We start from the raw sequence: 15,312 nt of genomic DNA, 5'->3' as shown, positions 1-15,312 counted from the left end.
CCCAACCGACATATGTATAACGCCGCTGGTCAGCTCGACAAGGAACAGCTCGTCCAGCGCTTCGCTCCTCTCGTCAAGCGCATCGCTTACCACCTGATGGCACGCCTGCCGTCCAGTGTGCAGGTGGAGGATTTGGTGCAGAACGGGATGATCGGTCTGCTGGATGCCATGAACCGGTTCGAGACCGGGCACGGCGCCCAGTTCGAGACCTACGCGGCGCAGCGCATCCGGGGGGCCATGCTGGATGGCCTGCGGGAAAACGACTGGCTGCCCCGGGGATTGCGCCGGGACCTGCGCCGCATCGAACAAGCCATCACCCAACTCGAACAGGAGCACGGTCGCGTGCCGACGGAAAAAGAGTTGGCCGAAGCCATGGACATGTCCCTGGCCGATTACCAGAAAATGCTGGGCGAAGCCCGGGGCCATCAACTGCTCTACTTCGAAGACTTCACCGAAGAGGGCGAGGAAGGCTTCCTGGAGCGCCACCTGACGGATCACGATGCCGATCCCCTGCGCCTGCTCGAGGAGCAGAGCCTGCGTCAGACCCTGGTGGCTTCCATCGGCGAGCTGCCGGAACGGGAAAAATTGATGATGGCCCTCTACTATGAGCAGGACCTCAATCTGCGGGAAATCGGCGAAGTCATGGGAGTGACCGAGTCCCGCGTCTGTCAGCTGCATAGTCAGGCCATCGCCCGCTTGCGGGCCAAGGTTCTGGGTGAGACTTCAGGAAAGAAGAAAAAACGCCATGGATAGCATAAGCATTATCGGTTTGCTCCTGGGGCTTGGCGCCATCATCGGGGGTCAGATTCTCGAAGGGGGGCACCTCGGCTCCCTGCTGCAGCCCACCGCCGCCATGATCGTGCTGGGGGGGACCTTCGGTGCCGTCCTGCTGCAGAGTCCCGTATCCACCGTGGTCCGGGCTTTCAAGATGCTCAAGTGGGTGTGGGTGCCGCCGGCGGTCAATCACGCCTGGATGATCAACAGCATTTCCGACTGGAGCCATGTCTCCCGCCGCGAGGGCCTGCTGGCCCTGGAGGGGTTCATCGCCCAGTTGCGCGACCCGTTTATCCAGAAAGGGCTGCAACTGCTGGTGGATGGTGCGGAGCCGGAACGTCTGCGGGAGGTGCTGGAGGTGGAAATCGGCACCTATGAAGAGGAGCTGAAGGCCGGTGCCAAGTTCTGGGAATCCGCCGGCGGCTTCTCTCCGACCATCGGCATTATCGGCGCGGTGATGGGTCTGATCCACGTGATGGAGAATCTGTCCGATCCCTCCAAGTTGGGGGCCGGTATCGCCGTCGCCTTCGTGGCCACCATTTACGGCGTCGGCATGGCCAACCTGGTGCTGATTCCCATGTCCACCAAACTGAAGGCTCATATCGCCCGCCTGGTGACCCTGCGGGAAATGCTGGTGGATGGCCTGGTCGGCATCGCCAACGGCGACAACCCGCGCATCATCGAGAGCCGCCTCCAGGGTTACGTGAGCTGATCCCATGGGGCGCCGCAATAAAAAGCACGCGGACGAGCATGAGAATCTGGAGCGCTGGCTCGTTTCCTACGCCGACTTCATTACCCTGCTGTTTGCCTTCTTCGTGGTGATGTACGCCATTTCGTCGGTGAACGAGGGCAAGTACCGGGTGCTATCGGATTCCCTGATCACTGCCTTCAAGAATCCCTCCATCGTCGATGGAGGCGCCATCACGGTCGTGCCCAAGCGGACGCCGGACAGTGTGGTCAAGCAGATCGTGGTGAAGGAGGATCCCAAGGTCGTCGAGGCCAAACAGCAGCAACGGGACAAGATGCGCAATGTGGCCAAGGACATTTTTGCCGTCCTGGCGCCCCTGGTGCAGCAGGGCAAGGTCAGGGTGCTGGAAACGGCCCGTGGCGTCACTATCGAAATCAACGACAGCATTCTCTTCGCCCCAGGTCAGGCCCAGCTGGAACAGACCTCCATCCGGGCCATGCGGGCGGTCGGTGAGGTACTGGCGCCGACCGATTTCCCCATCACCATCGAAGGACATACCGACAACATCCCCATCCGCACCGCCCAATTCCCGTCTAACTGGGAGTTGTCAGCGGTGCGGGCCACCACGGTGCTGCGGTTGTTTGTCGATGCCGGAGTCGCTCCTACCCATCTGACAGCCATCGGTTACGGCGAAACCCGGCCGGTCGAGATGAATGAGACGGTGGAAGGGCGGGCCCGGAACCGGCGGGTCAGCATCCTGATTGATTCCATGCTGCCGGAAAAACCTGCCGTAGTCGCTCCGACTCCTCAGGCGCCCATGGCGCCGCCGGCCACGCCCGTTGGCGCTGTTCCCTCCGCGGCAACGGGTGTGGCTGTACCTGCCAGATAGGCGCGGTTCAGGAAAAAAAGGATATGGATGGTCCGGGGCCGCTAGGGGCGCCCGGAAGCGGAAAATCAGGCAGCGTCAATGATACGCCGGCCGCTAAGTTGGGTTGGCTGGCCATCAGGACCGTAGAGATTGTTCTGGGTGGTGACAGATGTGGATAGCAGGGCGCTCAAGGCTTGCTGGTTGTGCTGCATGCGCATGGCGATCAATTGGCCGTTAAGAAGATTGAGTTCCTTGGCCTCGCCAACGGTCTTCTTCAGAATTCCCCACTGTTGCTGAACTGCCTGATCCCCGGGGTGGAGGGCTATCCAGGCTTCCACACCTATCTTGTCCGGGCCCAGTCCGTTGTGGCTCAGGAACCGGTTGCGCTTTTCCCCGGCGACATTCAACTCGCCAATCAGCCCGATCTTGGTCTTGCTCAATGCCTCAACGGCGGCAGTGTCACCAACTTTCAGAGCATTTTGCTCTTCCAGGAGAAAGGTGACAAACCCTGCCATCAGGGTATTTTCATTTTTCAGCAGTGCATCTAGCGAGAGTGTGGAGGCATTCATCAGCGATGGACGACATCAGGATTGGGGCTGCTTTCCAAGCAATTCCTGTGCCGAGCTGATCAGCCGGTCTGCTATAGCTTCCGCATTGATGCTGAAGCGCCCCTGGGCAATGGCATCCTTGATGGCGGCGACCCGGGCGCTGTCCACCGGGCTGCCTTCCTGACTTTCCATGGACTGCAGACGACCGCTCAGGCTCAACTGTACTTCTTCCGTGCTGGAAGATGCGGGGCTGTTCTGCGCCTTTGCTGTCCGCTTTGTGTTGTCCAGGCCGGCATTGCCAACCGGGAGCAGGGAAGAATCGATTTTCACGGCGAACCCTTTCAGGTCTTCATCTTACTGAAGATAACGGCGGTAGCCCGTCAAACTTGAGGGTCGAATCCGCAGAAATATTGTACCAATTCAGGGTCTCATTTGCCTGTTTTCAATAGCCAATTTCAATAATGCCGCCGGAGCGGGCAACACCGCTGACCGTTTGTCCGTTGTTGAGCCGAGCTTGGGCAATCTGGCCCTCGGAGGCGTTGTTCATGGCTCTGCCTTCACTGCCGACGGAGAATCCAGGTCCTTTGGATATGACTTTCACGGTCTGGCCCTGCTGGACCACCCAGGGGGCCATCAGCATATCGGCTCGTAGGGGTTGTCCTGCACCGATACCATTGCGGACGGTTTTGCCGAGGGCCTGCTGAATGTCGGTCAGGGTGCCGTTGGGCAGATTGGCCAGGTCGCCGCTTTGGGTCACCACCTCTGAGATGGTGATGGGCTGTCCGGGAGTCAGGGCCCGGGCGGCGACCAGATAGTTGGTGGTGACGCTGATCTGGACAGGAACGTAAATGGTCCAGCCGGTTTCTCCCAGGCAGCGCACTCCGACGGAAACTCGTCCCCACATCTTGGAACCGGGGGGCAGGAATGCCTCGAGCGCTGGACAAGGGGCCAACTGGGTGCGGGTGTCCAGGGGGCTGATGGTGTACTGCACCCGGCCAGGCAAGCCCCGGGTTTGGGCTCGGAGGAACTGGTCGATGGCATTGGTGACTACGTCGCCGTTCTGTGTCGAGGCAAAGCTACCCCCCCAAAAGGCCAGTACGAACAGCAGGAGGACGGCGCGCATGGTTCTGCAAAGTCGAATTTCAGTCATGGCGCTATTGTGCATCAGTCCAACTCCCGGCGGTATATGGCTTCACCGGGCGGCAAAAGTTGCCGAACCGTGGAAGTGAATTCTGCCGGAATCCTGCCGTTCAAGTGGCTTAAAGGCTTGGCACGAAATCTGCATTGAAGTCCTTGCAAATTTTTAGGGGTGGCCGCCATGGTCAGCAAGCTGGATCAGAGCATCAATTTTCATCGTCAGGCATTGGGTTTGAGGGCCTACCGGCAGCAAGTGCTGGCGGCCAATATCGCCAATTCCGACACGCCGAATTTCAAGGCCCGCGATATTGATTTCAGCTCCGCCTTGCAGGATGCCTTGGCAGGAAAAGGCCAGTCCGATCTGCAAATGAACACGACTTCGAGCCGCCATATTGTCGGCTCCAGTTCCAGCGGCCCTGCTTCCCTGCAATATCGCACGGCATTCCAGCCGAGTGCCGATGGCAACACGGTGGACATGGATGTGGAGCGCGCCAAGTTTGCCGAAAACGCCCTGCAGTATGAAGCGAGCCTGCAGTTCATCGGAGGGCAGTTCAAAACTATGCTGACCGCGATCCAGGGTCAGACCGGCGCTTAAGGGGTAGAGCATGAGCATTTTCAACATGTTCCATGTGGCAGGCAGCGCCTTGACGGCCCAGTCGGTGCGTCTCAATGCGGTTGCCTCGAACATGGCCAACGCCGACAGTATCACCAGCGCCGACGGCACGCCCTACCGTGCCAAACAGGTGGTGTTCGAGGCGGTACCCATGGGCAACGAATCCGCCCAAGGCGTCCGCGTCAAGCAGGTGGTGGAGAGTGCTGCCCCCCCCCGGGTAATCTACGACCCGAAGAATCCTGCAGCCAATGCCGATGGCTATGTGTCCATGCCCAACGTGGATGCGGTGGAGGAGATGGTCAACATGATTTCTGCTTCCCGGTCCTACCAAAGCAATGCGGATGTGATGAATACGGCAAAGACCTTGCTTACCCGAACCTTGGCCATGGGCCAGTAAAAGTTCTTAGGAGAAGATCATGAGTACCAGTGCAACCAGCAGCACTTCCTCTGCGAGCATCTACGCGGCCCTCAACGGGACCTCCAGCAGCAGTAGCAAGTCTTCTTCCACCACCAGTTCTGATGACATCCAGAGTCAGTTCATGACCATGCTGGTGACCCAGTTGCAGAACCAGGACCCCCTGAGCCCGATGGACAGCTCCGCCATGACCAGCCAGTTGGCTCAGATCAGCACGGTGAGTGGCCTGGAAAAAGTTAACAGCACCCTGGAAACCCTGCTGACCAGCTACGACTCCACCCAGTCGATGCAGGCAGCAGCCCTGCTCGGCTCCAACGTGCTGGTACCCGGCAGCGGCCTGACCCTCTCTGAAAGCCAGGCGGTAGGGGGGTTCGAGGTGGCCAGCGCAGCGGACAGCGTGGTTCTGACCATCAAGGACTCCAACGGCAACGTGGTCAATACCGTCGATTTTGGCGCTGCCAAGGCCGGCAGCCACCTCTTTGCCTGGGATGGCACCGATGCCTCCGGCGCCAAGGTGGCCGACGGTACCTACACCGTGACTGTGACGGCAACCCAGGGCGGTTCCAGCGTCACGTCCACCGCCCTTCAGCTGGGGCAGGTATCTGCTGTGGTTCGCACCAGCGACGGCTATCAACTGGATGTCGGTACTGGCACCCTCGTCGATTACGACGATGTGCGTCAGGTTCTGTAATTAGGGGAGAGGAAAATGGCTTTCCAACAAGGTTTGAGCGGTCTGAACACGGCTTCCAAGGCGCTGGATGTGATCGGCAACAACGTGGCGAACTCCAGCACCGTGGGTTTCAAGCAGGCGAACGCCCACTTTGCCGACGTCTATGCTGCTTCCCTCGGGGTTGGCGGCGCTAGCCAGGTGGGTATTGGTACCAACCTGGCGGCCATCGTGCAGCAATTTACCCAGGGCAACATCACCACCACCAACAACACCCTGGATGTAGCCATCAACGGCAACGGCTTCTTCCGCATGAGCAGCAACGGCACCATCAGCTATAGCCGTAACGGCCAGTTCCACCTGGATAACAGCGGTTACATCGTCAATGACCAGGGGTCGAGGCTGACGGGCTATCCTGCCGGCGTGGACGGCGTCATCCGTCCCCAGACCCCCACCGAGCTGCAGCTGACCCCCGATTTGCTCAAGTTGGATCCGGTGGCTACCGGGGCTAGCGTGGGTAGTGAGTATGCCGGGGTGCAGGCGAGCGTGAACCTGAAGGCTAACTCCGAGACCACTGTCTGGAGCCCCCCCGCCGCGGCGGGTGTTCCCAGCATCAGCCCGGATACCTACAACTATTCCACTGCCCTGAGCATTTATGACTCTCTCGGTGCCGCCCATACCCTGACCCTGTACTTCGTCAAGGAAACGGCCACCGGCTCCTGGTCCATGTACGGCAACGTGGATGGTACCGCCATGCTTAATGCCGGCAACACGCTGAACATGACGACCGGGATCCCCATCCAGTTCGATACTAATGGCCAAGTGAGCAGCTTCAACGGCGATACTGCGACTCCCTTCGAAATGGCGGTGACTTTCGATATGGACGGCGTGGTGGCCGACCTTCAATCCGTGGATCCCACTGTGCCTGATAACGGTGCAAGTTCCACGCTCAGCTTCAACCTCAACCTGACCGGCACGACCCAGTACGGTGACAAGAACGCTACCAACCGCCTGCTGCAGGATGGCTATAGTTCCGGCAGCCTGTCCGGTCTGAGTATCGGCACCGACGGCGTCATCAAGGGCAACTACAGTAACGGGGAAACCCGCAATATCGGCCAGATGGTGCTCGCCAACTTCGACAACCCCAACGGCCTGCAGTCCATCGGTGGCAACCAATGGGTGGAAACTGCCACATCCGGTCAGCCGACGGTGGATGCTCCCGGATCCGGCCGTTTGGGCTTGGTGCAGTCCAATGCCCTGGAAGATTCCAACGTGGATCTTACCTCCGAGTTGGTGAACATGATCACCCAGCAACGGAATTACCAGGCTAACTCCCAGACCATCAAGACCCAGGACCAGATCATGCAGACCATCGTCAATCTGCGCTGATCCAGATTCTCCCTGACCTGACCCATTCGAGACTTCCATGGACCGCCTGATATACACAGCCATGACCGGTGCCAAGCACGCTTTCCTGCGACAGGCAGGCGTGGCTCACAATCTGGCGAATGCGTCCACGACGGGGTATCGCTCCCAGGAGCACCAGTTCCGGGCCGTGCAGCTGCAGGGTGAGGGCTTCCCCACCCGGGCTTTCACGGTGGATGCCTCGGTCAAGGATGTGATGGATCAGGGGCCCATGATGTACACCGGCCGTTCCCTGGATGTGGCTGTTCAGGGCAAGGGCTGGATTGCCGTCCAGGGCGCCGATGGGCAGGAAGCCTATACCCGGGCCGGCAGCCTGACGGTCAATGCCAACGGCCTGCTGCAGACCCAGGAAGGCCAGAATGTGCTGGGCGAAGCCGGCCCCATCACCATTCCGCCCGACAATGGCATCACCATTGCTCCGGATGGGACCATCTCGGTCATTCCGACCTTCGGCGTGCCCAACACCACCAACGTGGTGGGGCGCATGAAGCTGGTCAATCCGGCCGAGAACCAGCTAGTGCGTGGTGGTGACGGCCTTTTCCGGCAGCAGAGCGGGCAGCCGGCCAACCTGGATGCCAATGTCCGTCTGGCGACGGAAACCCTGGAAGGCAGCAACGTCAATGTGGTGGATGCCATGGTGGACATGATTTCCGTTGCCCGTCAGTTCGAAATGCAGATGAAGATGTTGCAAACCGCAGATAGCAATGCCAAGGCCGCGGCCCAGTTGCTGACTGTGTCGTAACCGTATAAGGATAAAGCCATGATTCGTTCTCTCTGGATTGCCCGTACCGGCCTGGATGCCCAGCAGACCCAGATGGACGTTATTGCCAACAATCTGGCAAACACTTCCACCAACGGTTTCAAGAAATCCCGGGCGATCTTCGAGGATCTGCTGTACCAGACGGTGCGCCAGGCCGGGGCCCAGTCCTCCCAGCAAACCCAGATTCCGGCAGGTCTGCAGATCGGTACCGGCGCCAAGCCCGTGTCCACAGAGCGCATTTTTACCCAGGGCAACCTACAGCAGACCGGCAATTCCCTGGATGTGGCCATCAATGGCACGGGTTTTTTCCAGATTCTGATGCCGGACGGTTCCACGGCCTATACCCGGGATGGTTCCTTCCACCAGGACAATCAGGGGCAACTGGTGACGGCTAGCGGCTATCCGCTGCAGCCGAGCATCACCATTCCCCAGAACGCTACCTCCGTCACCATCGCCAAGGACGGGACGGTGAGCATTACCCAGCAGGGCACTACGGCGGCCACCCAGATCGGCTCCATCCAGCTGGTCAGCTTCATCAACAATGCCGGCCTGCAGAGCATCGGTGAAAACCTGTATCTGGAAACCTCCGCTAGCGGAACCCCCACCCCCAATACCCCGGGTACCAACGGTTTGGGAGTGCTTAACCAGAATTATGTGGAAACCTCCAATGTGAACGTGGCCGAGGAACTGGTCTCCATGATCCAGACCCAGCGTGCCTACGAACTCAATTCCAAGGTGGTGACCACTTCGGACCAGATGTTGTCGCGTCTGACCCAGATGTAAGTAACGGCGGGAGTCTGAAGATGAAATCCATACTGACCTTGGCTGGTGCGATCCTGCTGGCGCTGCTTGCGGGCTGCGCTTCCGTGCCGCCGACCAACGTGCACCAGCCCATGACCGCCAGGCCCCAACAGCGCAACGACCTAGCCGGCAATAACGGTGGCATCTATCAGCAGACCGCGAGCCGTCCCCTGTTCGAGGATCGGCGAGCCCGCTTTGTCGGCGATACCTTGGTGATCAACATCGTCGAGAACACCCAGGCCTCGACCAAGGGTAATACCAGCGCCGAAAAAACGGGCGCCATCAATGCATCGGTGACGGCTCTTTCCGGCCTGCCCGGCAAGAGTTTCCAAGGCCTGAATGCCCAGACCAGCAGTTCCAATACCTTCGACGGCAAGGGTGAATCTGCGGGTAGCAACGTCTTTACCGGAACCATGACGGCGACGGTGATCGAGGTTTTGCCCAACGGTAACCTGCTGGTATCCGGGGAGAAACAGGTGGCCATCGGCCAGGGGCAGGAGTTCATCCGGGTTTCGGGGGTGGTGAATCCGTACCAGATTACCGCGGCAAACGTGGTCAACTCGAGCCAGATGGCAGATGCCAGAATCGAGTACAAGTCCTCGGGGATCATCAATGAGGCCCAGGTCATGGGTTGGTTGGCACGATTCTTCCTTACCTTTATCCCGTTCTAGGAGAAACCGCGGGAGAAGGACCATGGCAACAAAAATTGGAATAACTTTGCGGGAGGTGGCAATTATTGCCGCCTCCCTTTTGCCGCTAGTGCCTGCCCCCGCCCAGGCTGAGAGGATCAAGGATCTGGCCAGCGTTCAGGGCGTCCGTAACAACCAGTTGGTCGGGTACGGTCTGGTGGTTGGCCTCGATGGCAGTGGCGACCAGACTACCCAGACGCCCTTTACCGTGCAGAGCATCATCAACATGCTTTCCCAACTGGGGGTGACCCTGCCGGCCAACCAGTCTCTGCAATTGCGCAACGTGGCGGCGGTGATGGTTACCTCGACCCTGCCGGCCTTTGCCAAGCCTGGCCAGCAGATCGATGTGACGGTCTCGTCCATGGGCAATGCCAAGAGTCTGCGCGGCGGCACTCTGGTGATGACGCCGCTCAAGGGTGCCGATGGCAACGTCTACGCCATGGCCCAGGGCAATGTGGTGGTTGGTGGTGCCGGTGCTTCCGCTGGCGGTTCCTCGGCCCAGATCAACCACCTTTCTGCTGGACGCATTGCCGGCGGGGCCACCGTCGAGCGGGCTGTTCCCACCCAGGTGGGGCAGGGGCCCTTCGTGCATTATGAACTCAATACGACCGACTTCGGTACGGCCCAGCGCATCGTCGATGCAATCAACCGGGAGATGGGCCGGGATTTCGGTGCGGTGGCCCAGGCCCTCGACGGGCGGGTCATCCAGGTCCGGGCACCGGAAGATCCTAGTGCCCGAGTTGCCTTCATGGGGCGGGTCGAGAATCTGGACGTACAGCCCCAGAAACTGGCGGCGAAGGTGATCGTCAATGCCCGCACCGGCTCCGTCGTCATGAATCAGTCGGTGACGGTGGATACCTGCGCCGTGGCCCACGGCAATCTCAATGTGGTGGTGGGGAACCAGTCCAACGTTAGTCAGCCCAACGCCCTGTCCGGCGGGCAGACGACCGTCACCAATCAGGCAGATATCCAGATCAAGCAGGAAGCTGGCGCTTTGCAGACGGTTAAGGCCAGTGCCAACCTGGCTGATGTGGTGAAGGCCCTGAATGCCCTGGGTGCCAATCCACAAGATTTGCTGGCTATCCTGCAGGCGATGAAGGCGGCCGGCGCCCTGCGTGCGGACCTAGAAGTCATCTGAGGCAGATGACCTGAAGCGCCCGAGCGCCTAGAATCACGCCTATCATGAAGAGCGCTGATCCTTCCTCCAGCCGGTTGGCTGCCGATGTACGGCAGACCGAGAGCCTGCGCCTTAAAATCAAGCAAAGCCCACGGGAGGGCTTGAAGCAGGTCGCCAAGGAATTCGAATCCCTGTTCATCAACATGATGTTGAAGAGCATGCGGGATACGCTGCCCCAGGATGGGCTTTTCAATACTGACCAGACCCGGCTCTACACATCACTGCTGGACCAGCAGCTGGCCCAGAAGCTTTCTTCTTCCGGTCAGCTTGGTTTTGCCAAGCTGATTGAGCAACAGTTGGGACGTTATCTGCCGCCGGAAGAAGGAACGGCGGGTGAGAGGGGCGGAAAACTGCCGGGCGTTCCCGTCGGCGGACAGCCCCAGGCCCTTGAGGTGCCGCTGCAGGGAGCTGCCTATTCATCCGAAACCCTGCGCCAGGCCATGCAACTGGTGCGGGAACGGGCAGCGCGGCGGCAAGCGGTTGAAGGTTCGGCAATTAATGCCGTCGATACCGACGATTTTGCCGTGTCGCCAGACATGGACGCGGTGGCTGCACCCCAGGGCACGCCGGCAAACCACCGGGAGTTCGTCAATCGCCTCTGGCCCCATGCGGTCGAGGCATCCCGGGCGACCGGAATTCCTGCCCAATTCCTGGTGGCCCATGCCGCCCTGGAAACGGGCTGGGGAAGATCCGAAATCCGTCGCGGTGACGGCTCTTCCAGCTACAACCTGTTTGGCATCAAGGCTGGGCGTAGCTGGCAGGGACCCGTAGTTGAGGCGTCCACCACGGAATACGTCGGTGGAGTGGCCCAATCCTCTCGGGAGCGTTTCCGGGCCTATTCTTCCTATGGCCAGGCTTTCCGCGATTACGCCGAACTGTTGCAGCGGCCCCGCTTCGCCGGGGCCCTTGGCCAACAAGATGGCATGGAGTTTGCTCGATCCTTGCAACAGGCAGGGTATGCAACGGACCCCATGTACGCAGAAAAGCTAGGTCGCATCATCAACGGACCTACTTTGCGCCAGGCTCTTCAGGGCTGAAGGACCGACCTGCCTCAATCATTCCTGAATTTTGTCGTTATTCAGGGTAGGAACGAGGTGCGCTATGTCTCTATTAAGTATCGGTGTAACTGGTGTCAATGCCGCTCAACTCGGCCTGATGACGACTGGGAACAACATTTCCAACGTCAACACGGACGGTTATAGTCGCCAGCGCATTAGTCAGTCGACCAATCTGTCTATTGGCACAGGGGCTGGTTATATCGGTATGGGGACCAATGTGTCCACCATCACGCGGGTCTATAACAGCGTCCTGACCAGTCAGATCAACCAGTCCCAGGCTCAAGTCAGCCAACTGACCACCTATTACGACAACGTCTCCCAGATCGACAACATGCTGGCTGACGAGAGCGCGGGCTTGTCCTCCACCATGCTGGAGTTTTTCAGTGGCCTGCAGACGGTTGCTTCGGACACGACCCTGATTTCCAGCCGCGATACCCTGGTTTCCGATGCCAAGGCCCTGTCCAGCCGGGTGAACAGTCTGTATGGCCAGCTCAAAGCCCTGTACAGCTCGGTCAACACCCAGCTGGACAGCACGGTCACTTCCATCAATTCCTACGCCACTCAGATCGCTTCGCTAAACAAGCGCATCATGGAAGCCCAGGCAGCAACTAACCAGCCGCCTAACGATCTGCTGGACCAGCGGGATACCTTGGTCACCGAGTTGAATACCCTGGTGGGAGTCTCCACGGTGGAAGAGTCCAACGGCAGCCTCAGTGTCTTTATCGGTAACGGTCAGCAACTGGTTGTCGGCCTGCGGACCAACCAGCTGGCAGTGCAGGCATCTTCCGCTGATCCTACCCGCATGGCTGTGGGCCTGGTCAATGCAGGCGGGGTCCAGGAACTGCCGGATAGCATGATTACCGGCGGTGCGTTGGGTGGCCTGCTTTCCTTCCGCAGTCAGTCCCTGGATTCTGCCGCCAATTCCCTCGGGCAAGTGGCCGCCTCCCTGGCGCTGACTGTGAATGCCCAACTATCCCTAGGGCAAGATCTCCTGGGGAATTCGGCAGGGGATACGGATTTTGTTTCTGATTTCTTCACCATTTCCGATCCTCTGGTCTGGGCCAATTCCCTCAACCAGGGGACTGCCACTGTTGCTGCGAGTCTTGTGAATCCTCCGCCCATGAGCCTTAACGGCAATACCTATGCCATGGCCTACGATTCTGCAACCAGCACCTATACCGTGACCCGAAAGTCGGATGGAACCGAGTGGACTGCTACGGGCACCGAGGCCCTTAACGATGTCATGCAGCAGGTTTATAACGCTACTGGTGACACGCTGGACCTGGCTTCCGCCAACTACACCACCAACCTCACCGGCAGCGACTATAGGGTGAGTTTCGACGGCACCAATTACACCGTGACTCGGCTGTCCGACAACAAGAAGTGGACAGATGCCGACCCCATCGCCCTCTCCAGCACCATTGCCGATAGCGAAGGCTTCTCTTTTGATGTTACCGGTGCCATGGCTAACGGCGATTCTTTCACCATCCAGCCAACGCGGGACATCGGCCGGAATTTTGGTGTCAATGCCTCGATTGCCGCCGACTCCCGTTTAATTGCCGCCGGGCAGGCGGTGCGGACATCTGCCGGTAGTGCCAACAGCGGTTCCGGTGTCATTTCCGCCGGCAGTGTCTCGCCTGGCTATACCGTGCCGACCACGGATATCGGCATTACCTACAACAGTGGCAATCTGGATTTCACCAATCTTGCTGCTGGTGCCATGGTGACGGTAACGAACAGCAGCGGTACCACCACCTACACCATGCCGGCCTCGGTGCCCTACACCAGTCCTTCCTCCACCTATACCGTAGGCGGCTTCACATTTTCCCTGAGTGGAGTACCGAAGGACAACGATACCTTCACCCTGTCGGCAAATGCCGGCGGTACGTCCGATGCCCGTAACGCCAACCTGCTGGCCAAACTTCAGACCCAGGGCGGCATGGCCGGCGGCACAGCCACTTTCCAGGACAGCTATGCCCAGCTGGTGAGCAAGGTTGGTAACAAGACCCGGGAGGCGGAGGTTAACCTGGAGGCCCAGCAGTCGCTTCTGGACCAGGCCAATTCGGCACGGGAATCCGTTTCCGGCGTGAATCTGGATGAAGAGGCTGCCAATCTGCTGAAGTACCAGCAGGCCTACCAGGCGTCGGCCAAGATGATGACCATTGCTTCGGAACTGTTCGACACGGTTCTCTCCATCGGCTACTGAACTTTTGCCGTAATCGGCCGATATAGCTAAAGATAAGCGCTTGAGGAGTCGCCATCATGCGAGTCAGCACCAACTTGATCTACAACTCGGGAACCTCCGGGATTCTGAGCAACCAGGCCTCCCAGCTGAAGACCTACAACCAGATCGCTAGCGGCCGTCGTATCCTGACGCCCGCCGATGATCCGGTGGCCGCCTCCCAGGTATTGATCAAGCAGCAGGCCCAGGCCGTCAATACCCAGTACATGGAGAACCAGTCCCTGGCCACGGAGAGCCTGAAACTGGTGGAATCCCAGCTGGGCAGCGTCAGCGACGCCCTGCAGTCCGTTCTCGATCTCACCATCCAGGCTGGCAACACCACCCTGAACGACGACAATCGGGCATCCATCGCTACCGAATTGCAGGTGCGCATGGACGAGCTCGTTGCCCTGGCCAACACCCAGGATGCAAATGGCCACTACCTCTTTTCTGGCTACCAGGCTAACGTCAAGCCATTTACTGTCAGCACGGCAGCCGGCCCCTATGACGCCAGTAACCCGGCCGTCATCTTCAATGGGGATCAGGGGCAGCGTCAGTTGCAGGTGGATGCCTCACGCCAGATGGAGGTCAGCGAGTCCGGCGTCGATATCTTCGTAAAAGTTCGGGATAGTGCCGGCAATGTGACCGGCGAAGGGATGTTCGATTCCCTGCGCAACCTCATCGATACCCTGAACACACCGGTGGCCAATGATGCGACTGCGGCGGCGGCGCTGCCTGGTGCTATCAGCGATGCTCTGGCTAATCTAACCGCGGCCAAGAGTACGGTGGTCAATGTGCGTACTTCCGTGGGGGCTAAGTTGTCGGAGCTGGATTCCCTGGCTTCGGCAGGCTCTTCCATCGACTTGCAGTACGAAGAGTCCATCTCCAATCTGCGTGATCTGGACTATGCCTCGGCTTATACCGACCTGTCGTTGCAGCAGACCCAGCTGGAAGCCTCCCAGAAGGCCTTTACCATGGTCTCCGGACTGTCTCTGTTCAACATGATCTGATGCGCTCCTTCTTTCTTTTCGTTGCGCTGACCCTGTTGTCGGGCTGCAGCAACTGGAGCAGCGTGGGAGGGACCTATCCCCACAAGGGGCCGGCCATACCGGCGGCCACCATCCAGCTCTCGGAAAATATTTCCTACTCCCTGGAGAAATTGCTGCTTACCGGTGCCGGGGCCTGGGTTCTCTACAACATCTACGACCCGCTGGCTCCCAACTGGGAAGTGGTGGAAGCCAAGGTGGCAGACAACGTCTACGTCCTCGACCTGAAGATGAAACGTTTTCACACTGGGGGGGCGGGGGAAGCGATGATGATCATCAAACGACGGGCCGAACAGTTGCGACGGGAAAATGGCTTTTCTTCCTACCGGATGGTGGATTACAGCGAGGGTATCGAGTCTTCCACTCCCATCGCCCAGCGCTATGCCCAGGGTCTGATCCAGATGTCGCGCGCGGCTCCCTGAGTC

General features: G+C 59.4%; 18 protein-coding genes. 15 read left to right on the top strand and 3 right to left on the bottom strand.

The genetic code is table 11. The features are described from left to right. Positions 1-12: 12 nt before the first annotated feature. From ACLSSQ_RS13445 to motD, 3 genes are read left to right on the top strand one after another with little or no spacing between them, the layout of a single operon-like run. Positions 13-753 (top strand): RNA polymerase sigma factor FliA, encoded by a 741-nt coding sequence (locus tag ACLSSQ_RS13445; protein ID WP_014236810.1) that lies wholly within the window; start codon positions 13-15, stop codon positions 751-753. After that, a complete protein-coding gene (locus tag ACLSSQ_RS13440; RefSeq protein ID WP_014236811.1) occupies positions 746-1,486 on the top strand; it encodes a flagellar motor protein in 741 nt (246 codons plus the stop codon). The genes ACLSSQ_RS13445 and ACLSSQ_RS13440 overlap by 8 nt, the downstream gene beginning before the upstream one ends. Positions 1,487-1,490: 4 nt before the next feature. Next, the gene (motD, locus tag ACLSSQ_RS13435) at positions 1,491-2,351 is read left to right on the top strand and encodes a flagellar motor protein MotD (protein ID WP_416242983.1); all 861 of its coding nucleotides are present in this window, start codon (positions 1,491-1,493) and stop codon (positions 2,349-2,351) included. 65 nt (positions 2,352-2,416) lie between these two features. Here motD and ACLSSQ_RS13430 read toward each other — a convergent pair whose 3' ends face one another. From ACLSSQ_RS13430 to flgA, 3 genes are all read right to left on the bottom strand, one after another. After that, positions 2,417-2,899 carry a flagella synthesis protein FlgN gene (locus tag ACLSSQ_RS13430; protein ID WP_416242982.1) on the bottom strand — a complete coding sequence of 161 codons (483 nt, stop codon included), beginning with the start codon at positions 2,897-2,899 and terminating at the stop codon, positions 2,417-2,419. A gap of 15 nt (positions 2,900-2,914) precedes the next feature. After that, a complete protein-coding gene (flgM, locus tag ACLSSQ_RS13425; RefSeq protein WP_416242981.1) occupies positions 2,915-3,208 on the bottom strand; it encodes a flagellar biosynthesis anti-sigma factor FlgM in 294 nt (97 codons plus the stop codon). Positions 3,209-3,320: 112 nt separating this feature from the next. Then, positions 3,321-4,043 (bottom strand): flagellar basal body P-ring formation chaperone FlgA, encoded by a 723-nt coding sequence (gene flgA / locus ACLSSQ_RS13420; protein ID WP_416242980.1) that lies wholly within the window; start codon positions 4,041-4,043, stop codon positions 3,321-3,323. Between the two features lie 153 nt (positions 4,044-4,196). On the opposite strand from flgA, the gene flgB reads away from it, so the two are divergent. From flgB to ACLSSQ_RS13360, 12 genes are all read left to right on the top strand, one after another. Beyond that, positions 4,197-4,610, top strand: coding sequence for a flagellar basal body rod protein FlgB (flgB, locus tag ACLSSQ_RS13415; RefSeq protein ID WP_416242979.1), 414 nt, complete (start codon positions 4,197-4,199; stop codon positions 4,608-4,610). A 10-nt stretch (positions 4,611-4,620) separates the two neighbouring features. Next, positions 4,621-5,025, top strand: coding sequence for a flagellar basal body rod protein FlgC (flgC, locus tag ACLSSQ_RS13410; protein WP_416242978.1), 405 nt, complete (start codon positions 4,621-4,623; stop codon positions 5,023-5,025). Between the two features lie 19 nt (positions 5,026-5,044). Further along, entirely contained in the window at positions 5,045-5,734 is a 690-nt protein-coding gene (locus tag ACLSSQ_RS13405) for a flagellar hook assembly protein FlgD (protein ID WP_416242977.1), read from the top strand. A 15-nt stretch (positions 5,735-5,749) separates the two neighbouring features. Beyond that, positions 5,750-7,099 carry a flagellar hook protein FlgE gene (gene flgE, locus ACLSSQ_RS13400; RefSeq protein ID WP_416242976.1) on the top strand — a complete coding sequence of 450 codons (1,350 nt, stop codon included), beginning with the start codon at positions 5,750-5,752 and terminating at the stop codon, positions 7,097-7,099. 37 nt (positions 7,100-7,136) lie between these two features. Further along, positions 7,137-7,877: a flagellar basal-body rod protein FlgF gene (gene flgF, locus ACLSSQ_RS13395; protein WP_416242975.1), complete on the top strand. Its 741-nt coding sequence runs from the start codon at positions 7,137-7,139 to the stop codon at positions 7,875-7,877. A gap of 18 nt (positions 7,878-7,895) precedes the next feature. Then, positions 7,896-8,678: a flagellar basal-body rod protein FlgG gene (flgG, locus tag ACLSSQ_RS13390; RefSeq protein WP_416242974.1), complete on the top strand. Its 783-nt coding sequence runs from the start codon at positions 7,896-7,898 to the stop codon at positions 8,676-8,678. A gap of 20 nt (positions 8,679-8,698) precedes the next feature. Beyond that, positions 8,699-9,367: a flagellar basal body L-ring protein FlgH gene (locus ACLSSQ_RS13385; RefSeq protein ID WP_416242973.1), complete on the top strand. Its 669-nt coding sequence runs from the start codon at positions 8,699-8,701 to the stop codon at positions 9,365-9,367. Positions 9,368-9,389: 22 nt separating this feature from the next. Then, positions 9,390-10,523, top strand: coding sequence for a flagellar basal body P-ring protein FlgI (locus ACLSSQ_RS13380; RefSeq protein WP_416242972.1), 1,134 nt, complete (start codon positions 9,390-9,392; stop codon positions 10,521-10,523). 44 nt (positions 10,524-10,567) lie between these two features. Beyond that, entirely contained in the window at positions 10,568-11,599 is a 1,032-nt protein-coding gene (gene flgJ / locus ACLSSQ_RS13375; RefSeq protein ID WP_416242971.1) for a flagellar assembly peptidoglycan hydrolase FlgJ, read from the top strand. A gap of 64 nt (positions 11,600-11,663) precedes the next feature. Continuing rightward, complete coding sequence (gene flgK, locus ACLSSQ_RS13370; RefSeq protein WP_416242970.1) at positions 11,664-13,826, top strand: flagellar hook-associated protein FlgK; 2,163 nt, start codon at positions 11,664-11,666, stop codon at positions 13,824-13,826. A gap of 56 nt (positions 13,827-13,882) precedes the next feature. Beyond that, positions 13,883-14,851: a flagellar hook-associated protein FlgL gene (flgL, locus tag ACLSSQ_RS13365; RefSeq protein WP_416242969.1), complete on the top strand. Its 969-nt coding sequence runs from the start codon at positions 13,883-13,885 to the stop codon at positions 14,849-14,851. Continuing rightward, positions 14,851-15,309 (top strand): hypothetical protein, encoded by a 459-nt coding sequence (locus tag ACLSSQ_RS13360; protein WP_416242968.1) that lies wholly within the window; start codon positions 14,851-14,853, stop codon positions 15,307-15,309. Before flgL ends, ACLSSQ_RS13360 begins: the two co-directional genes overlap by 1 nt. The last annotated feature ends 3 nt before the right edge of the window (positions 15,310-15,312 follow it).

The sequence above is a fragment of the Azospira sp. APE16 genome, assembly GCF_047901315.1.
Taxonomy (GTDB): Bacteria; Pseudomonadota; Gammaproteobacteria; order Burkholderiales; family Rhodocyclaceae; genus Azospira; species Azospira oryzae.
Note: the sequence above shows the minus strand (reverse complement) of the source record. Positions and strands in the feature narration are given on the sequence as shown.